This window comes from Stenotrophomonas sp. Steno-Z10-BAI, from assembly GCF_056393115.1.
Window position 1 is genome coordinate 48,959 of sequence record NZ_JBWJOZ010000001.1, and the last position, 19,690, is coordinate 68,648.

Below are 19,690 nucleotides of genomic sequence, written 5' to 3' on the forward strand. Positions count from 1 at the left end.
ATCCACGCCATGCGTGGATGCTTTACACGCTGCGTGCGGATCGCCCTCGCCGCTACCCTTCCAACCGCCCATCCCGCAAACGATAGCTGCGATGCACGATGCCCTCCGGCAGTTCGTCGTGGGTGATCATCAACAGACTGCGGTTGCCCAGCGCCGCCACCATGTCCTGCAACAGCGCATGCGCGGTATCCACATCCAGGCCTTCGGTGGGCTCATCCAGCAACAGGATCGGTGCGTCACGCAGCAGCGCGCGCGCCAGCGCCAGGCGCCGTGCCTGCCCGGCTGACATGGTCGCGCCGTTCTCGCCCACCCACGCCGCCAACCCACCGATCTGCTCGGCCCACGCGTGCAGACGGACCTCCGCCAGTACCTGCCACAATCGTGCATCGCTGGCCTGTGCATCGCCGAGCCGCAGGTTGTCCGCCACGGTGCCAGCGAACACCGGCGCGTTCTGCGGGAGCCAGGCGATCTGACGGTGCCAGTCGGCCTGCGCGACACTGCGGATATCCGCATCGCCGTAACGCACGCTGCCGGCCTCCGGATCCCATAGTCGCAGCAGCAGCGAGGACAGCGTGGTCTTGCCACTGCCGCTGTCACCGCGGATCGCGATCCGTTCGCCCGGTGCGAGTTCCAGTTGCACATGGTCCAGCAACACGCGCGCCTGGCCGGGCCAACGGAACACCACGTGATCGAATCGCAGCGTTGCGGGCACGGATGGCACAGCCACCGGCGCGGCGGCTTCCACCACGCCCGGCGCCTGATCCACGATCGCCTCCAGCCGCACCGCGGCGACGCGGCCGGACAACCACGATTGCCAGGCCAGCCCGATCCCGGCCCACAGCTCCAGCAGTGCGACGGTCAGGAACACCAGTGCCGCCGCCAGCGCGGCATCCACGCTGCCACGCTCGAACGCATGCAGGGCCAGCCACAGCATCGCCACCAAGCCACCCGCGCCACACAGACCATGCAGCGCATTGCCACTGATCAAGCGCCAGCGGCGACGCTTGTCACGCGACTTCAGCTGTTTGGCTGCCACCAGCACGCGCTGGTTCCAATGCTCGCGCGCCTGCAGCGCAGCAAGATCGGCCGCGCCTTCCAGCCCTTCGAAGGATTGGGTACGCAACTGCGCACGGTGCAGCGCGCGGTCGCGCTCCTGGTCGGCGGCGCCACGCACGGTCAGCCACGGCACGCCCACCCCGATCAGCAAGGCGAGCACCGCCAGCAGCCCGGCCGCCGGCAGATAGATGATGCCGGCCGACACCACCGCCACCAGCGAGATACCACCGAGCGCCAGCAGCGGGCCGATCGCACGCACCAGCAGGCCATCGACCTCGCCGATATCGGACATCAGCCGCGCCAGCAGTTCACCGGTGCGTACACCGGCCAAGCGCGCCGGTGCGAGTGGCAGCGCGCGACGGAAGAACCACACCCGTAGATCGCGCGCGATGCGCAGGGTGACATCGTGGCCGACCAGTTTTTCGAAGTAGCGCGACACGATGCGCGCCATGGTCAGCCCGCGGATGCCCGCCGAGGGCGAGAAGAAGTTGAAGCCGTTGCCGAGTCCGGCCGCACCGGCCAAGGCGGCGGCAGTGAGGAAACCACCGGACAACCCGAGCAGCGCGGTGCCGGCCAGCATCGTCGTCCACAGCAGCAGCACGGTCAGCAGCAGGCGGCCGCGATGCCGGGCGAACACACCCTTCAGCGAATCGATGTGCGCGGCCTTCATGGCGTTAGCTCCGAGGCCAGGCGCGCGCCGCCGGCGGTCAAGGTCAGGCGGGTGTCTGCCCAGCGCATCGCGGTCTCGCTGTGCGTGGCGATCACCACGCTGCGCCCACGTGCGAACGCGGCCAGGGTACGCAGGAGATCGGCTTCGGTATCGGGATCGAGGAAGGCGGTCGGCTCATCGAGCAGCAGCAGTTGCGGATCGCGCAGCAACAGCCGCGCCAGGCCGATACGGCGCGCTTCGCCACCGGACAATCCGAAGCCGCGCTCACCGATCACCGTATCCAGCCCCTGTGGGAGTGCGGCGGCAAACCGCATTACCTGGGCGGCCTCGGCCACGGCGCGCAGTTGCGCATCGGTCGCGCCGGGTGCGGCCAGGCGCAGGTTGTCGGCGATCGTGCCGTGGAACAGATAGGGGCGCTGCCCGGCGTAGCCCACGTCCAACCCGGGGCGCAGCACGATGCTGCCCTCGCGCGGGGGCAACCAGCCGGCCAGCGCTTCCAGCAACGTGCTCTTGCCACTGCCGCTGGGGCCGACCAGCGCCACGCGCTGCCCCGGCTCGATCTGGAACGAGAGCTGCTGCACCACATCGTGATGCGCACCCAGTGGTCGCAGGCTCACCCCGCGTACGACCACCGGAGGGGCACGCTGTTCCAGCAGTTCCGGAGCGCGCGCACTCGCAGGCGGGGCCTCCCCGGCTACGGGGGCCTCCGGCAAGTCGCCGAGCAGCCGCTCTACTTCGGCCGCCGCGGCCAGCGCGTTGGCGCGATCGTGGTAGTGCGCGGCCAAGCGCCGCAGCGGTGCATAGAACTCCGGTGCCAGCAGCAGGCAGAACATGCCCACGCCCAGCGTCGGCACCTGCGCATGCAACGACATCAGGCCGAGATAGCTCAGGCCCAGATACAACGCGACCATCGCCACGCTGACCGACGCGAAGAACTCCAGCACCGTCGAAGAGAGGAAGGCGATCCGCAGCACTTTCAAGGTGCGCTCACGCACGCCTTCGGCCGCCGTGGCCACACCGTCCAGCTCGGCCTCGCCCCGCCCGTACAGGCGCAGCAGGCCGAGCCCCTTGATGCGATCAGCGAAGTGGCCGCTCATCCGCGCCAGTTCGCCCAGCTGCGCACGGCCGGCGGCTTCTGCGCCCCAACCGACCAGCATCATGAAGAACGGCACCAGCGGCGCGGTGAACAAGAGAATCAGCGCGATCACCCAATCGGTCCAGGCCACGGCGATGGCGATCAGCAGCGGGACCACCACTACTTCGATGCGGACCGGCTGATAGCCGGAGTAATAATTCTCAATCGCATCGGCGTGAGCGAGCATCAGTTCGCCGAGTTCGCCGGTGCGTTGCTGGCGCAGCCACAGGGGCCCGCGCCCGAGCAGCCGCTGATAAACCCGTTCACGCAGCGCCAGCCGCGCCGCATCGGCGACATCACCGGCTGTTGCCTGGGTCGCACTGCCCAACAGGGTGCGGATCCCCAGCACCGCCAGCAACCCCAGCAGCACGGGCGTAGCGTCGGCCAGTGGGCGGTGATCGACCAGCACCGCCTGGATCAACCAGGCGATGGCGGCCGCCTGCCCGATCAGCAGGGCGCCGGACACGCAGATGCAGATCGCCGCCAGCCGCTGCTTGCCGCGGGCGGCCGCCGCCAGCCCACCCAGCCAGTGCAGGCGAAGGCGGCGCAGGGCGGTTGTCTCAACAATGGACGCGTCGGGGGGTATGCTCAAAACAAGTCACTGGCGGCCACAGGGAGGTTCCGTCGATTGTAGTAGGTGCTGGCCCCGCCCCCGTGCGGCCAGCCGTCGCAGGGGTGGGATGCATACGATCCCTGCGCCGGTCTGTTTGTACATTGATCTGAATCAAGGCTGTTTGAAGTTGCTGGTCACAGAATTCACCCCGTAGACCCCCCTTCCCGCCACCTGAAACGGCAAAACCCAACGAGGTAGCCAGGCCATGATTGATCAGACAGTCGTAGAACTGTCGCGGCTGCAATTCGCTCTGACCGCGATGTACCACTTCCTTTTCGTTCCCCTCACGCTTGGCCTGTCCTTCATGGTGGCCATCATGGAGAGCGTCTACGTCATGACCCGCAAACAGGTCTGGCGGCAGATGACGCTGTTCTGGGGCACGCTGTTCGGCATCAACTTCGCCATCGGCGTCGCCACCGGCATCGTGATGGAATTCCAGTTCGGCATGAACTGGTCGTATTACAGCCATTACGTCGGCGACATCTTCGGCGCACCGCTGGCGATCGAAGGCCTGATGGCGTTCTTCCTGGAAGCGACCTTCATCGGTCTGTTCTTCTTCGGCTGGAAGCGCCTGACCCCGGTCAAGCACCTCACCGTGACCTGGCTGATGGCCCTGGGCACCAACCTCTCGGCGGTGTGGATCCTGATCGCCAACGGCTGGATGCAGAACCCGACCGGCGCGATCTTCAACCCGGAAACGATGCGCATGGAGGTGGTGGATTTCGCCGCCGTGCTGTTCAACCCGGTGGCCCAGGCCAAGTTCGTGCATACGGTCAGTGCCGGCTACGTGACCGGTGCGGTGTTCGTGATGTCGATCAGCGCCCTGTTCCTGCTGCGCAACAAGCACAAGGACATGGCACGCCGTTCCTTCGCGGTGGCGGCCGCCTTCGGCCTGCTGTCCTCGCTGTCGGTGGTGGTGCTGGGTGACGAAAGCGGCTATGCCGCCAGCGAACACCAGAAGATGAAGCTGGCCGCGATCGAAGCGATGTGGGAAACCGAGCGTGCGCCGGCCGACTTCACCGCCTTCGGCATTCCGAACCAGACCACCCACACCAACGATTACGCGATCAAGATCCCGTACCTGATGGGCCTGATCGCCACCCGTTCGCTGGACCAGCCGATTCCGGGCATCCTGGAACTGGTGGGGCGCGCTGAAAACCGCATCCGCGGCGGCCAGCTGGCCTACGGTGCGCTGGAACGCGTGCGCAAGGACAAGAACGACGTCGAAGCGCGCGAGATGTTCGACCGCCATTGGCAGGATCTGGGCCACGGCCTGCTGCTCAAGCGCTATCGCGAAGACATCCTCAACGCCACCCCGGAAGAAATCTCCAAGGCCGCGATGGATACCGTGCCGCGGGTCGCCCCGCTGTTCTGGACCTTCCGCATCATGGCCGGGCTGGGCTTCTACCTGATCGCCTTCTTCGCGCTGGCCTTCTACTACTCGTGCCGCCACAACTTCCAGGACAAGCGCTGGTTCCTCAAGCTTGCCCTGTGGTCGCTGCCGGCGCCGTGGATCGCGATCGAATGCGGTTGGTTCGTGGCCGAGTACGGTCGCCAGCCGTGGGCGGTGGACGGCGTGCTGCCGACCTTCTACGCCGCCTCGGGCCTGGCCCTGCATGAAATCCTGACCACGTTGGCCGTGTTCACCGCGCTGTACACAGTGCTGCTGATCATCGAAGTGAAGCTGATGCTCAAGGCGATCCGCAAGGGCCCGGACGACATCCTGCCGTCGCTGCAGGCTGCAGCCACGTCCCTTTCCCCCAATGCCGCTGCGCCGACCCACGGTCGGGCGTAAGGCAGGAGAACCCAGATGGAATTCATTGGACTCGATTACACCACGCTCCGCGTGATCTGGTGGCTGCTGCTCGGCATCCTGCTGATCGCCTGGGCGGTGATGGACGGTTTCGACCTCGGCGTTGGCACGTTGCTGCCGTTCGTGGCCAGGACCGATGACGAACGCCGGCTGGTGATCAACACCGTCGGCCCGGTATGGGAAGGCAACCAGGTGTGGCTGGTGCTCGGTGGCGGTGCGATCTTCGCCGCCTGGCCGCCGCTGTACGCGGTCAGCTTCTCCGGCTTCTACCTGGCGGTGTTCCTGATGCTGTTCGGGCTGATCCTGCGCCCGGTCGCCTTCAAGTACCGCAGCAAGATGCCCGGCAAGCGCTGGCGCGAGAACTGGGACCGTGCGCTGTTCGTCGGCGGCCTGCTGCCGGCACTGATCGCCGGCGTGGCGGTGGGCAATGTGCTGGTCGGCGTGCCGTTCCACTTCGATGACAGCATGCGCATCTTCTACACCGGCACCCTGATCGGCCTGCTCAACCCGTTCGCGCTGGTGGCGGGGTTGGTCAGCGTGGCGATGGTGGTCTCGCACGGTGCCGCGATGCTGGTGCTCAAGACCGATGGCCCGGTGGCCGAGCGCTCGGCCCGCTACGGCAGCGTCGCGGCGGTGCTGACCTTCGTGCTGTTCGCCCTGGCCGGCGTCTGGGTGGCCTTTGGCCTGCCGGGCTACCAGATCACCTCGCAGGTGGTCACCGATGGCCCGACCAACCCGCTGCTCAAGACCGCGGCCGTCGGTGCGGTGGCCGGTGGCTGGCTGCGCAACTACCAGAGCATGCCGCTGACCCTGCTGGCCCCGATCCTCGGGCTGGTGGGTGCGCTGGCCAGCGCAGTGCTGCTGCGGGCCCGCCGTGGTGGCCTGGCGTTCCTGGCCTCGGGGGCGTCGATCGCCGGCATCATCCTGACCGTCGGCTTTGCGATTTTCCCGTTCCTGCTGCCCTCCTCCAGTCAGCCGGGCTCCAGCCTGACCGTCTGGGACAGCTCCTCCAGCCACCTGACCCTGGGGATCATGCTGATCGCCACGGCCATCTTCCTGCCGATCATCATCGCCTACACCTCCTGGGTCTACCGCGTGATGAAGGGCAAGACCACGGCCGAAGAGATGGGCGACAACCCCAACGCTTACTGACGCGCCCCACGGCGCCATAGGAGACTTACCATGTGGTACTTCGCTTGGATTCTGGGTGCAGGGCTGGCTTCGGTCGTGGCCATTCTCAACGGCATGTGGTTCGAAGCCCGCGAGCAGAGCCGTACGGATCACGAAGAAGGCTAAAAAAAGGTTGCCGATCGGGTCTTCACACCGTATCCTTGTCGGCTCCTTCGGGGTGTAGCTCAGTCTGGTAGAGCGCTACGTTCGGGACGTAGAGGTCGCAGGTTCGAATCCTGTCTCCCCGACCACTTCGGTGGTCGTATTGAAGCCTGGGAACACGTTTCCAGGCTTCTTTATCAAGGGCCGTGGCAACACGGCACCGAAGGCGAAAAACGCGATCCCCCCTTGCCGCCGACCGGCGGGATCGATACAATAGGCGGCTCCTTACGGGGTGTAGCTCAGTCTGGTAGAGCGCTACGTTCGGGACGTAGAGGTCGCAGGTTCGAATCCTGTCTCCCCGACCATCTGATGGTCACAATCAAGCCTGGAAGACGTCACTGTCCTCCGGGTTTTTTTGTGTCTGGCGATTGGCAGGCCGGGTAGCGGCTGCGGATCTCCCCTCCGCAGCTGCCGGTGTAGCGGTAGCCCTTCCCCAGCATGCACCGTTGTGCCGCGTAGAGCTTGTCGCGTGAAAGATGGGCGGTTTCCTCACCCGTGGCACCTTGCCGGTCTGGGGAGATGTTCCCGCTGCGTTGGCCGCCGCAGGCCTGCCAGTCCGTATCACGCACCAGGGCACCTGCGTCCGGCCTGCTCCAGTCGTGGCCCGGCGGCACCAGCTGCCGGGTTGCGGCAGGGTTTCCATTCATCCACATCCCACCTGCACCACAGGCGGTCAGCCCGAACAGCATGCCGAGCACCACCGTCGCACGACCGGTGTGCCGTTTGGCGGGATGCTTGCGACAGATGAACCCCCTACGGACGAACAGCAGTGTCATGCGCATCGTATTCACTCCACCGGAAACCCACGACGCACGAACTCGAACCCCTCGCCGGCCATGCATGCATCATGGAGCTGGCCCAGCCGAGCGGCGATCTCTTTGCGCCGCTTCTTCTGTGCCGAGGTACGTTCGGCATGCCAGATCTTCGTGATCACGGCGCTCTCCTTGAGAAGCCCAACGTACTCGTCGGTGTTGCGCAGGTGCTGGCTGCATTGCTGCCGGGCCAGGTCCGCGTCGGCCTTGCTCGCCCCCGCCTTGCGCCAGTACTGCCGCGTCGGCATGACACGAACGGAACCCGCCGGAACAGGCCCCATGTCCGTCACCGCCACCTGCCCCGGTACAGCGGGAGTGCTGGCACAGCCTGCAACCGCGAAAAGTACGATCGCCATCAGCATCGATATACGTCTGACCCTCCGGCTCGCGCGAGGGTGCTCATGCGCCGTCCGCCGATGCCAGGGAGCAGGTGCAGCGGTGAACGCAACGCCACGAGGCCGCCGCACGTTCATCGCGACTGGCAGGCGGGGAATCGACTCGCAATATCCCCTGAGCATGTCCCGGTGTATCGGTATCCCTTTTGCATCATGCAGCGCTGGACGTCGTCATTCTTCCGGGTGAGGCGCTGCACGGTTTCGGGACCGTTGCCGCCCTGCTGATCGATGCCGACGTTGCCGTTCGCCATGCCGCCGCATGCCACCCACGCCGCCCCCAGTTGCGAGGCATCTGCCGTGCCCGCGGCCCAGCTGTCGCGCTGCGAAGGGGGATTGGCCAAGGCGTCGTGGGTTTTCTTGTCACAGTAGGCGCGCGGCGTCTGCGGGCCGCATAAGCGCCCGTTGCCCGCGGTGCAGCCCGTCATGACCGCTACCGCCATCAGCAGACCGAACCCCGTACAGCTTCGCCTTCGAACCTGCTTCATGCGCTTCGTCCAGGATGTCCGCAGACGCCTTACTTCTGGCATGCGGGATATTGACTGCGTATATCGCCTTCGCAGGAGCCCGTGTATTGATACCCGCGGGACATCATGCAACGCTGCATGTCGTCGAACTTGCGGCTCATCGCCTGCTGGATCACCGCAGAGCTCGATCCATCCGACGTGGCGACGTTGTAACCGCCGCTGTCCGCCCCGCCACAACCGAGCCAGTCCGCACTGCGGGCCGCGGGGTCATTGCCTGCTTTCTGCCAATGATCGCGCGGTGGAACGATGTTCCTGCCCACGGACGGATCTCCATTCATCCACATACCGCCGATGCCACAACTGGCGAGCATCAACGTTACACAGGCAAGTAGGAGCCTGTTTCCTGCACGCGGGGACCTCATGCTGACGTACCTTTTCTTTGAGGGATTGAGGAGGGATGTCATCGACTGGCACCGGCAAGAATGGAGATCGCGGACCAGACCTGGGGCGGCAGCGCCTTCGCCATTGCGAAGGGAGCCGCCACGGGAATCGCGACGACGGTCCAGCCTTCGTGGAAGGTGGACAGCGCCCATGGACGGCCACGACGTGCATTCCCCTGCTCATCGTACAACCCTGCAAGTTGCCCGCCGATCATGTCATGCGGGCCGGCGAAGTACTCGATCAGCCTGTCCTGCCAGTCTCCTGGCTTGTAGGGGTCGCCTCGCAGCGTCCCTGTCCAGCCTTGGATACCCCCAGTTACGCCGCCCAGTTTCTTGCCTTCCTCCGACGCCAGGTACTGGGCGAGGGTCAATCCCCCCTGTTTATCGTCGAACTGCACGCGTCCCAGCGAATCCAGGGCAAGTGTGCCGTCTGGATTCGTTGCACAGCGGATGCTGCCAGGTCCGCACAGCTGATCCAGGTCCACGCGGGTTCCCCCGATCTTGAACTCATCGCCATCCACACCGGCACTCTTTCCGTGGATGTTGTCCAGTGTCGTCACGCCGTCGGTGACACCCGGGAACAACTGCGAGTTCTTGATCATCTCCTGCCGCATCCAGTCCGCCGCACTGGCCAGCGCCTCCTTGGAGACCGCGCTGGTCGCCGAGCCGGTCACCGCGCCGATCAGGATGTTGAGCATCTTCTCCTGCGTGCGCAGTTCATCGGCTTCAGCCTGCAGCGCAGCCTTCTGCTCCGGCGTGGAGGCTTCCTCGTAACGCTCCTTGATGCTGGCGCCGCGGCTGGCCACATAGCTGCCCACGGCACTGTGCGCCTGCTGGGTGAACGCTGCGCTGATCTGCGCTTCGGCCTGCACCTTCTGCGCGAGCTCCACCGGATCCCAGTTACGGATCAGCCCGTTGGCATCGTCGCCACTGAGCACACCGCGATTGAGGCTGGCCAGGGTGTCGTCGATGCTCTTGCCGGTCTTGGCCAGCTGCGCGTTGCCATCGGTGATGGTCAGCGCGCCTGCGCTGATACCGCTGCGGGTGGTGCTGGCATCGCTGCCCTTGTCGCTGGCATAGCCGGGTGCGGCGGCGCTGGCATCGTTGCCATAGTTCTGCCACGACCAGCTGCTGCCCTGCCCGGCTGCACCGGTGGACCCGGGCGTGCCGTCGTTGCCACGGCCGCTGTTGCCGCCATTGGACGGGCCGCCTGTGCCGCTCTTGCTGAAGCCGCCGGACAGGCTCAGGCTGCTGGCCTTGTAATCGCTGCGGTTGTCCAGATCGCGCACACTCAATGTGCTGGTGATCAGCTGGTTGCGACCGTCGGCGATGGCCTGCTCGCTGGAGGCGATCACGCCACCGATCAGATCGGTATTGCCGCCTACGCGCACCTGGTAGCCACCGTCGCCCGCCTTGATCCCGCTCTGCTCGACAACACTGGCGTAGTCACCATCGACCTTGGTGTTGCCGTAGCTGGCGCTGCCGGAGAAACCCAAGCCGACCGTGACACTGCCGCCGACACTGGTGTCCTTGCTTTGGAAGGTGGAGGTGTCCTGCAGGCTCTCGATGTTGAGGTCGCCGCCGATATCGGCGATCACCTCGCGGCCGCTGGCCACCGCGCCACGCAGGGTGGTGTCGCCACCGGATTCGAGCACCAGCGTGTTGCCGGCGTTGACGTGGCTGTTGGTCCACTGCACGTCGGTGCCCTCGCCCTTGCCCTTGGAGCCACTGGCGTTGGCGGTGATGCCCGCACTGGCACCGCCGGAGCCGATGCTGATGGCCACGCCGACACCACCGCTGGCCGCGCTGCTCTTGCGATCGGTTTCCTGCGTGTTCTTCGCCGCCAGCAGGGCGATATCGCCATCGGCCCGCAGGTAGGCGTTGTTGCCGGCGTTGATGGTGCTGCCAATCACGGTCAGATCCGAGTCCTTGCCCGCGCCCGTGGCACTGATGCGCACGTCGCCGCCCGCGGTGATGCTGGAGCCGGCTGCGTTGTCATGCGTGGTGGTGGTCTTGCTGTCGCTGCGTGCGCCGCCCACGGTGATGGAGATGTTGATGCCGCCCGCCGCGCCCGGATCGGCCTGCACCGCACCCACCGCTGCCGCCGTATTGAGCACGGTGGTCGCCGCCGCCAGCGTCTTCATGCGGCTGTCGTCGGTCTGGCTGGCCGCCTTCTTCATCTGCTCGGCGCTCTGGATCGCCGAGATCACCGGCGCGGTCAGCGCCACCGTCAGGCCGGCCTGGCGGAACTTGTCCTCCTGGGTGGCGACGCCGGTCTCGCGGGCCTCCACGATGTCGACCTTGCGCGCATGGATGTCGATGTCGCCCTCGGGCGCGACGACGTGGCTGCCAACCTGGCGGTAGTTGTTGCCCGCCACCATCACCACGTTGCCCGCGGTGGAGCCGATGGTGGACGCCGCGGCACTGGTACTCACGTCCTTGGCATCGCGGCTCTGCATCTGCGTGCCGACCGTGAACGCGACGCCGCCGTTGTAGAGGAAGCCGCTTTCATCTTTGCGCTTGTAGTGGCTCTCACCGCGCGTGTTGGTCGCCGCCTGCACGGTCAGATCGTTGTCGGCCAGCAGCACGGTGCCCGCATCGGAGACCACGTTGCTGCCGGTCACGGTGATGTTGTTGCCGCGCACCGCCACCTGGTGCCCGCTGAGCGTGCTGGCGATGGCCTGGGTTTCCTCCAGGCTGTCGCGCGTGGTGTTGGTGGTGGACTTCAACAGCCCGCGATGGGTGTGCTTGCGGCCCTCGCTCCAGTTGTTGCTCTGCTCGCCGCTGGCGATGCTGACGTCGTTGTCGGCCATCACCGAGATCGCGCCATCGCTGCTGTAGACCTGCGCGGCGCGCAGGTTCACGTCATGCCCGGCCTGCAGCTGCACGGCCCCGGCGGTATCGAGGGTGGTGCCGACCTCGCGCACGTAGCCTTGGCGCAGGTAGTTGTCGTTGTTGCGGACATTGTTTTCCTGGCGCGCCTCGGTGACCGTGCCCAGGGAGAGATCCCGCCCCGCCGCGAGCAGGGTCTGGCCCTGTGCACCGGTGTTGACCACCTGGGCGCCGTCCATGCGCAGATCGCGGCCGGCCTTGGCCAGCAACGTGGCGCCCTGGTCGCTCACGAACAACCCGGCCACGCGATCGATGTTGGTCCGGCTGAAGTCGCTCAACCCCGCGGTGTTCTGACCGCTGCGGGTGGTGGTGACCATGTTGAGATCACGGCCGGCGCTGGCGACCAGCACGCTGCGCGCATCGATCAGGCCGCCGAGGTTGTCCAGATCGGTACGCGCGTTGGCACTGACCGTGTCACCGCTGATGCGGCCGTCGAGGTTGCGCAGGTTCTGCGCGTCGATCTTCACCGCGGTGCGGCCAGCAATGGTGCCGCTGTTGACCAGGTCGCCGCGCAGGTTCAGCTCCACCGAGCGGCCGGCCAGCAGCGTACCGGTGCCGTCGATATCGCCGGGGCGCACGCGCACATACACCTGCGGAACCAGTGCGGTGGTGGTGCTGCCATCGGCCAGGGTGACGCGCTGCTCGACCAGCCAGACGATGTCGCTGGTGAGCTGGGCCATCTGCGCCGGGGTCAGCGCCACGCCCGGGCGCAGGCCCCATGCGTCGGCGATGGTGGCCGCGTTGTCGAGCAGCGCGCGGTACTGCGCTTCATCGTCGGCGTAGCCATCCAGGAAGCGGCGGCCGGTGAGCTGGGCGACCTGATCGCGGACCAGCTTCTGTTCGTAGAACCCATCGCCCAAGCGCTTCTGCACGTTGGCCGGGTCCACGCCCATCTTCTGCAGCAGGTACTCCGAGCCGAGCCAGCTGCGGTAATCGGCAAAACGCGGATCGGTTTCGACCAGGTACTGGCCGGCATCCGGGCCGCTCTGGAACAGGCTGCTCTGCGGCAGTTCGGCCTCCACGCCGATGGTGCGGATCACGGTCGGCTGGTTGCCCGCCGCACCCTGCGCACCGGTGCCGGCAGTGCTGCCGGGCCCGGCCAGCGAGGCCACGCTGGCGCTGACTTCGGTCACCTGGCGCTGCCCACCCACGGCACCGGCCTCGGCTGCGCCACCGACCTGCCCACCGACGGAACCGGTGCTGACGCCGCCCACCTGATAGCCGCTGCCACCGTCGCGGGTGTGCTCGGCCGTCCGGGTGACGCCCAGGTTGATGGTGCGCACTTCATCGGCCGGGCGATAGGCGATCTTCCGGTCCCACTTGCGTTCGTGATAGCGCTTGAAACCACCGCGCCAGCGACTGTAGGTGTACTGGCTGGTGCCTTCCTCGTGCACCCGGTACTCGCCGAACGCATCGATGTTGCGCAGGTTGCCCAGGTCGCCCAGCAACGCACCGCCGGCCAGGATCTGGCTCTTGTCGTTGATCAGCTCATCGCCGCGCAGGCTCATGTTGCCGCCGGAAATGATGCGGCCGGGCGCGCTGGAGGCGACCTGGGTTTCGTACTCGGTATGGGTGACGTCGTACTGGGTCCAGTCCTTGACGTCGCCGTTGCCGTTCTTCCACCAGTACTTGCCGGCGCGGCTCCAGCTGGACCAGGTGAACTCGCTGGCATCGTGCATGCCCGGCGTGCCCTTGGGCTGGATGTACAGCTTCTTGGTCGGGCCCACCACCATCACTTCAGTGGTGGCGAAATGCTCGTTGCTGTTGAGCAGGCGCGCGGCATCGATGCTCACGCCACCCAGCGACTCGATGGTCGCGCTGGCATTGTGCACCGAGCCGGCGCGACCGACCGCATGCCCCTGCGCATCCAGCGCACCGCCGATGTTGAGTGCATTGTCGCCACCGCCGGCGCTGAAGATCAGCGCCTGCTCGCGGTTGACCACGGTGCCGGCGCCGATATCCAGGCGCTCACGCGCGGCAATGGTGGCGGCGCGGGTCACGCCCTCCAGCGTTTCGTCACTGTTGACCAGGGTGTTGGCACCGATCGACAGGCGGTCGCCATAGATGCGACCGGTGCCGACGTTGAGGATCACATCGGCATCGACGCGGGTATCCACGCCATCGATCAGCCCACGGTTGCCGAGCACGCCATCGGCGCGTACCTGGGTGCGGATGCCGCTGATCTCACCCGTGGCGAGGTTGTCGATCTGGCGTGCGTGCAGGTTCAGATCCCCGGCCTGCACCTTGCCTGCATTGGTCCACAGCCCCTGCGTGGAAACGGTGGCCTTGCCATTGGCGGTGATCTGGCCATCGTTGCGGTAGTCCTGCTGCAGCGCCAGCACCAGGTCGCCCTGCGACAACACCCGGCCCGTACCGTTGAGCGCGTTGGCATGCAGCGTCTGGTTGCCCGCCGACAGCAGCGTGCCGTCGGTGTTGCCGACCTGGCCGGCGTGCACGTCCAGGCTGCCCGCCGAGGACACCAGCCCCTGCTGGTTGAGCAGTGCATCGGTCGCCTGCAGCGCAATGCGCTGGTCGGCAGCGATCATGCCGCTGCTGTTGTCGATCTGCGCGGCAGTGAGGTCCACGTTGCGACCCTGCAGCCCGAGCGCGGTGCCGCCGCCGCTCGTGGCGCGGTTGTCGATGCGCGCGGCCCGGGCGACCAGATCGCCACCGGCCACGGCCAGCCCGGCCTGGTTGACCAGCTCACCGCTCAGATCGAGGGTCAGATTCTGGGCGGCCTGGAGACGGCCACCGCTGTTATCCACGCGCTGCGCCTGCAGCAGCAACGAGGCCCCGCTACCCACCTGCCCGCCGCTGCGGTTGTCCAGCGAGGCCAGCCGCGCATCCAGCGCCGCCTGCGCCTGGACAAGGCCGGCCCGGTTGTCCAGCTCACCCGCGCGGAGGGTCAGCCCAGCACCGCTGACGATACCACCGCGCGCGCCCGCCTCGGTGTTGCCCAGGCGCTGGCCGTGGGTATCGATGCGCATCGCCGCACTGGACTGCAGCAGGCCAGCGCGGTTCTCCAGCGCGCCACTGCGGATATCCAGCGTGCCGGCGGTGGCGGCGAGGATGCCCTCACTGTTGTCCACGCCCCCCAGGCCCGTATCGAGAGCAACGGACGCGCCCGCCAGGGTGCCACGCACGTTGGTCAGCCCCTGACTGGCGACCGAGAGCGCACGTTCGGCCTGGATCACACCGGCGGTGTTGTCGATAGCGCTCGCGCTATCGAGCGTGACATCGCCCTCGACCGAGGCCAGCGTGCCCGCCTCACGGTTGACGATGCGGCCGGCCTGCACCTGCAGCGTGCCGTTGGCAGCAACGGTGCCGGCGCTGTTGTCCAGCGCCTGCGTCACCGCCACGCCGAGCGTATCGCCCGCGTTGACGGTGCCGCTGTGATTGTCGAGGCTGCCGGCGCGCAGCTGCTGCGCACCACCGGAGGCGATCAGGCCACCCTGGCGGTTGTCGAGCAAGCCGTCCACGCTCAGCTGCAATGCACGGTCACCGGCCGCCTGGACCGTGCCAGCCTGGTTGTCCAGCTGGCCAGCCTGCAGGGTCAGATCGCCCGCGCTGGCCAGTGTGCCGCGCTGGTTGTCGATCACACCGGCCACCTGCAGCGCGGAGGCCGCATTGCCTGCCGCCAGCAGCTTGCCGTCGCGGTTGGAGAGGCTGCCCGCCTCCACGGCGAGCGCACCATTGCCGATGATCTGTCCGCTGTCGTTTTGCAGCGCGTGGGTCACGCGCAGGCCAAGCGTGTCGGTGCCGGTGGCGATCAGCTCACCCCGACGGTTGTCCAACTGCCCGGCGTCGATCGCCAGCCGCACCGCCGAGGTGATACCGCCGGAGACGTCGATACGCTGTCCCTGCAGGTGTAGCGCGCCATTGCTCAGCAGCTTGCCGCCTGCCCCGGCCAAGGTCGCCGCGGTGACGTCCAGGCGGCCGCTGCCGGCCTGCTGCACCTGCCCACCCGCGTTGCTCAACAGCGCGGTATCGATGGCCAGATCGCCGTTGCTGGCGAGCGTGCCACCGCTGTTGTCCAGCGCGGTTGCCGCCTTGATGCGGTTGGCCTGGCTGCCGGTCGCCAGCAGCTGGCCGCCACGGTTGTCGAGCGTATCGACCTGGAGATCGAGCGTGCCGGCCTGCAGTTCCGCCTGGCGATGGTCGACCTGCCCTGCGCGCAGGCTGAGCGTTCCAGCCGTGGCGATCTCGCCGCGCTGGCCGTCCAGCGTGCCGGTGGTGAGCTGCAGGCCGTCGCTGCCGGCGTGCAGCAGCGTGCCATCGGTGTTGACCAGCATTGCACTGGTCAGCGCCAGCGAAGCGGCGTTGCTGGCGAGACTGCCGTCGGTGTTATCGAGCGTGCCTGCCACCTGAAGCTGCGCGGGTGCAGTGCCGCTGTGGGCGATCTTGCCGCTGCGGTTGGACAGCTGCGTGGTGCGCGCATCGAGGGCGCCGCCCACATTCAATGCGCCCGCGTCGTTGTGCAGTGCCTGGCCCTGCACGCGCAGGTCGCGCTGGGTGGTCAGTTCGCCCTGCCGATTGGACAGCACACCACCGTTCACGCTCAGGTCGCGCACGCCGATGCTGCCGGCGTCGTTGTCCAACCCACTGGCGCGCAGATCGATATCGCCACCGGCCAGCACCGCGCCGGCATTGTTGTCGAGCAGGCCGGCAATCACCACGCGGCCCTGCGCGAGCGGCGCGGTGGTCGGCGGAATCACGCCCGGCGCGCTGCCGTCGGTGCTGCCGTTGCCGGTGCCCGGTGTTCCTGGGTTGCCCGTGCCTTCCCCCGTGCCTGGCGTCGTCGGTGCGGTGCCATCCTGCTGGGCCAGCGCGCCGATGCTGCCCTTGTCGCGGTTGTTCAGCTGCCCACTCTCTACCGCCAACGCCTGCACACCCGCCTGCTCAATGCGCCCGTCGCGGTTGACCAGCGAGGCGGCTTCCACATCCAGACGGGTGCCATTGAGCTGGCCGCCGCGGTTGTCCAGATCCTGGCCGGTGCGCAGGTTCAACTCGCGACCCGCGCTGACCAGACCTTCATTGCGCACACCGCCGCTGGCCGCGATGCCGGTGTCGTCGCGCGCCTGCAGTTTGCCGGTGTTTTCCAGCCGGCCATCGACGGTGACCACCAGCTCACCGGTCTGCGCGCCGAGATTGCCGGCGTTGCGCACGCCTACCCCATGCTCGGTGCCCATCAGCAGAATCTTGTTGGCATACATGCCGCCGAGCTGGGCGACGTCGAGCGCGTACTGCGGCGTGCTGCCGTCGGCCGCTTGGGCCTGCACGCGGCTCAGATCGGCGCTCACCGTATTGGCGCCAGTGGTGACCTGCAGCTGCTGTGCCCAGAGGCCCGCATTGAGCTGCACCGAGCGCGCGATCAGATCGGTGTAGTCGACCCGGCTGGCATCCATGCCGGCGCCAAAGATATGGATTGCCCCGCCCTGCACGCGATAGCCCTCCAACGCGCCGCCGTTGAACGTCGGCGTGCCGGTGGTCAGGGTGATGCGGTTGGCGTTGATGAAGCCGCAGCCATCGCAATCGATACCAGCGGGGTTGGCGATCACCACCTGCGCACGGTCGCCGGCAACTTCCACGTAGCCGCGCAGCTGGCTCGGGTTGGCGCCGTTGATCTCGTTGAGGATCACCCGTGCGGTGCCACCGGCCAGCCATGGATTGCCCTGTACCCAGCCACCGAGCTGGGACTGCGTGTTGCCGCGCGAATTGTTGAGGATGGCGCCCTGCTGGTCGACATCGAAACGCTGGTAGGTATTGCGCGAGACACCCGCCGCACTGGGGGTCTGGATGTTGATCTGCGGCGTGCCGTTGGCGGTTTCCAGCACGGTCGGGCGCTGGTTGCCCGGTGCGTTCGGATCGGCCACCACCTGCGCCGCGGCCAGGCCGCTCACGCCGACCCAGCCCAGCATCACCCACAACGCGAAGGCCATCGGGCGCAGTGCCGCCGTGCGATCGCCATCCTGCCCGGTACCGGCGCCGCCGGGGCGCGGGGTGATTTCCGCGGCGACCTGCCAGAGCATGAGGGCGTGGTTGAACACGAGGCGGTACAGATGCTTGTTCATTACAATTCCTTTGTGTGCGTGCGGTCGGTGCGGCGCGAACGCGCCCGCACTGAAATCAGAACGACCAGCTCAGGGTGAATCCGGTGACCGTGTACGCGTTCTGGAAGCCAGACGGCTTGTTCAACGGGGCGCCGACGAAGCCGTCCCAATACAGGCCGCGATAGGACCCGCGCAGGCCGATCACCGTGCCTGCGAGGTCATTGCCCAGCTGCCATTGCGTGGCGCTGCCGCCGACATGGCCGTAATCGGCGCCGACGTAGAACTCCTGCCCACCGCCGAGTGCCAAGCCGATGTCGTTGCGGATGAGCCAACCGCGTTCGCCCATCAGCGACATCTCGCCATCGAAGCCGCGCACGGTGTAGCGGCCACCGATCGCGAAGCGGTCCTGCGGCACCAGCCCGCCACGGTTCCACTGCGCGCGCCAGCTGCCGGTGTAACGCAGGCGCTGCTGGCCCAGCTGGAACGGGACGCTCAGCTGGGCGTCGGCGAAGTAGATCTTCGGGTGCGAGGTGGCTTCACCGAACAGCTCCTCGGGCGCTGCGATCGAGCCGAATGCCCCGGTGCCGCGGCGGAAGCCGACGGTGCCATCCAGCGTGGCCTGGCCGATGAAATGCCGGTGGTTCAGGCCGAGTTCCCAGCCGCCCATGCGCCGGCGCTGCACCAGGATTTCGGTGTCGTCGATGAAGTTGCGCGAGTCGCGCTCCCACGCGCGCAGGTACATGCTGGTCTTGCTGCTCGCGTTGCGGAACAGCAGACGCGTTGCCCGTACTTCGGCGTTGTAGCTTTCGCCGCTGTACAGATACGACTGCTGGCTGCCGGCCACGGTCTGCTCGTATTCGTAGCCGCTGCGCGTGGCGCCGAACAGCCAGTAGCCGACAGGCACGGAGTAGTGGAAGGTGAAGCCCTTGGTGCCGCGCTTGCCGCCGCTGAACACGTCATGGTTGAGGTTGACGTAGAACAGGTCGTTCTGGCGCAGCGCGTGGTCCAGCGACATCGTCGCACCGGCCTGGGTCTTGCCGGTGGCCTTGCTCCCGGAATCGTCCAGGCTCAGGTTGAAGCGCACCAGCCGCTGCTGCGACCACTGCACGACCAGGTCGCTCTGCCCGGGCGCGGCATCGGCGCCTTCGGCCGGGCTGATCTGGATGTCGGCCTCGGCGGTCGGTACCCGCTTGAAGTTCTCCAGTCCCTGTTCGATATCGCGCAGGTTGAGCAGGTCGCCACTGCGCGCGGGGATCGCATTCCACAAGGTGGCGTCGCGATGGGTGCCCTCGGCGAACCGGATCTGGCGCAGCGTGCCGGGTACGACGGTCAACTCCAGCGTGCCAGTGGTCAGGTCCTGCGGTTGGGCCAACACGCGTGTGGTGACAAAGCCGCGTTCCACGATGGCGTTCTGCACGCGCGACATCACCACGTTGATCCCGGTGGTGCCCAGGCAACGGCCAAGCGCCGGGTCGCCTTTGACGTTGGCCGCAGCCAGCGCCCACTGGAATCGCTCGGCCTGCTCACCGCCCAAGGTGATGCGTTCGATCACGAAACAGGGGGCCTCATCGGTGGGCAGCCGCTCCGGGGCCGCTACCGGTGCTTCCTGCAGGCGCGCATCGGGCCGGGTTTCAAGCTGCTCGCGCAGCGCGCGTTCGCGCTCCTGCTGGCGGAGCAGTTCCTGATCCGGGGCAGGCAGCTGCTGGGCGTGCACGGGCGAGCAGATCAGGGCGAGCGCGGCCGCCAGCGGGGCCAGCAGCCATGCGCGCGGGGAAGCGCCGTGAGTACCGGCGCGAGCCGGGGTGGGGAATACGTTGTTTGGCATGCAGGATCTCGAACGTGGGCTGGCACGAACCATCGTTCGCTATAGACCGCCCCTATGGAGGCCCGCCAATTTAAGAGCTATTTGCGACATGAAAACCGTCAAAAACCCCACTCACTCGGTAGGGCAAGCACCCGTCGGCGTGTAGGTATTTTCCTAAATAGTCATTTTTTTGACGTAGCTCACATGGAAGGAG

Annotated in this window: 11 protein-coding genes and 2 tRNA genes; 5 read left to right on the forward strand and 8 right to left on the reverse strand. The window is 67.0% G+C overall.

What is annotated here, in order from left to right:
• Positions 1–52: 52 nt before the first annotated feature.
• Both cydC and cydD read right to left on the reverse strand, forming a co-directional pair.
• The gene (gene cydC / locus AC06E9_RS00230; protein ID WP_152152708.1) at positions 53–1,726 is read right to left on the reverse strand and encodes a thiol reductant ABC exporter subunit CydC; all 1,674 of its coding nucleotides are present in this window, start codon (positions 1,724–1,726) and stop codon (positions 53–55) included.
• Positions 1,723–3,453, reverse strand: a complete 1,731-nt coding sequence (gene cydD, locus AC06E9_RS00235) for a thiol reductant ABC exporter subunit CydD (protein ID WP_478055210.1) — start codon at positions 3,451–3,453, stop codon at positions 1,723–1,725. The genes cydC and cydD overlap by 4 nt, the downstream gene beginning before the upstream one ends.
• Positions 3,454–3,679: 226 nt before the next feature.
• Between cydD and AC06E9_RS00240 the strand changes: the two genes are divergently transcribed.
• From AC06E9_RS00240 to AC06E9_RS00260, 5 genes are all read left to right on the forward strand, one after another.
• A complete protein-coding gene (locus tag AC06E9_RS00240; protein ID WP_478049339.1) occupies positions 3,680–5,269 on the forward strand; it encodes a cytochrome ubiquinol oxidase subunit I in 1,590 nt (529 codons plus the stop codon).
• Positions 5,270–5,284: 15 nt separating this feature from the next.
• Positions 5,285–6,439 (forward strand): cytochrome d ubiquinol oxidase subunit II, encoded by a 1,155-nt coding sequence (cydB, locus tag AC06E9_RS00245; RefSeq protein ID WP_121038151.1) that lies wholly within the window; start codon positions 5,285–5,287, stop codon positions 6,437–6,439.
• A 30-nt stretch (positions 6,440–6,469) separates the two neighbouring features.
• A complete protein-coding gene (gene cydX, locus AC06E9_RS00250; RefSeq protein ID WP_019182852.1) occupies positions 6,470–6,583 on the forward strand; it encodes a cytochrome bd-I oxidase subunit CydX in 114 nt (37 codons plus the stop codon).
• Positions 6,584–6,631: 48 nt separating this feature from the next.
• A tRNA-Pro gene (locus AC06E9_RS00255) sits at positions 6,632–6,708 on the forward strand.
• A 139-nt stretch (positions 6,709–6,847) separates the two neighbouring features.
• Positions 6,848–6,924, forward strand: a tRNA-Pro gene (locus AC06E9_RS00260).
• Between the two features lie 30 nt (positions 6,925–6,954).
• Here AC06E9_RS00260 and AC06E9_RS00265 read toward each other — a convergent pair.
• From AC06E9_RS00265 to AC06E9_RS00290, 6 genes are all read right to left on the reverse strand, one after another.
• The gene (locus AC06E9_RS00265) at positions 6,955–7,395 is read right to left on the reverse strand and encodes a hypothetical protein (RefSeq protein ID WP_183073674.1); all 441 of its coding nucleotides are present in this window, start codon (positions 7,393–7,395) and stop codon (positions 6,955–6,957) included.
• An 11-nt stretch (positions 7,396–7,406) separates the two neighbouring features.
• Positions 7,407–7,793, reverse strand: coding sequence for a hypothetical protein (locus tag AC06E9_RS00270; protein ID WP_121038154.1), 387 nt, complete (start codon positions 7,791–7,793; stop codon positions 7,407–7,409).
• A 107-nt stretch (positions 7,794–7,900) separates the two neighbouring features.
• Positions 7,901–8,311 (reverse strand): hypothetical protein, encoded by a 411-nt coding sequence (locus AC06E9_RS00275; RefSeq protein ID WP_461770086.1) that lies wholly within the window; start codon positions 8,309–8,311, stop codon positions 7,901–7,903.
• A gap of 29 nt (positions 8,312–8,340) precedes the next feature.
• Positions 8,341–8,610 (reverse strand): hypothetical protein, encoded by a 270-nt coding sequence (locus AC06E9_RS00280; RefSeq protein ID WP_143592178.1) that lies wholly within the window; start codon positions 8,608–8,610, stop codon positions 8,341–8,343.
• Between the two features lie 140 nt (positions 8,611–8,750).
• The gene (locus AC06E9_RS00285; protein ID WP_478055211.1) at positions 8,751–17,693 is read right to left on the reverse strand and encodes a two-partner secretion domain-containing protein; all 8,943 of its coding nucleotides are present in this window, start codon (positions 17,691–17,693) and stop codon (positions 8,751–8,753) included.
• Between the two features lie 55 nt (positions 17,694–17,748).
• A complete protein-coding gene (locus AC06E9_RS00290) occupies positions 17,749–19,497 on the reverse strand; it encodes a ShlB/FhaC/HecB family hemolysin secretion/activation protein (RefSeq protein WP_478055212.1) in 1,749 nt (582 codons plus the stop codon).
• Positions 19,498–19,690: the final 193 nt, after the last annotated feature.

Bases quoted from the DNA above. Each gene is read 5' to 3' on its own strand.
- cydC (WP_152152708.1), bottom strand. From the start codon at position 1,726: ATGAAGGCCGCGCACATCGATTCGCTGAAGGGTGTGTTCGCCCGGCAT.
- AC06E9_RS00240 (WP_478049339.1), top strand. From the start codon at position 3,680: ATGATTGATCAGACAGTCGTAGAACTGTCGCGGCTGCAATTCGCTCTG.
- cydB (WP_121038151.1), top strand. From the start codon at position 5,285: ATGGAATTCATTGGACTCGATTACACCACGCTCCGCGTGATCTGGTGG.
- cydX (WP_019182852.1), top strand. From the start codon at position 6,470: ATGTGGTACTTCGCTTGGATTCTGGGTGCAGGGCTGGCTTCGGTCGTG.
- AC06E9_RS00265 (WP_183073674.1), bottom strand. From the start codon at position 7,395: ATGACACTGCTGTTCGTCCGTAGGGGGTTCATCTGTCGCAAGCATCCC.
- AC06E9_RS00270 (WP_121038154.1), bottom strand. From the start codon at position 7,793: ATGCTGATGGCGATCGTACTTTTCGCGGTTGCAGGCTGTGCCAGCACT.
- AC06E9_RS00275 (WP_461770086.1), bottom strand. From the start codon at position 8,311: ATGAAGCAGGTTCGAAGGCGAAGCTGTACGGGGTTCGGTCTGCTGATG.
- AC06E9_RS00285 (WP_478055211.1), bottom strand. From the start codon at position 17,693: ATGAACAAGCATCTGTACCGCCTCGTGTTCAACCACGCCCTCATGCTC.
- AC06E9_RS00290 (WP_478055212.1), bottom strand. From the start codon at position 19,497: ATGCCAAACAACGTATTCCCCACCCCGGCTCGCGCCGGTACTCACGGC.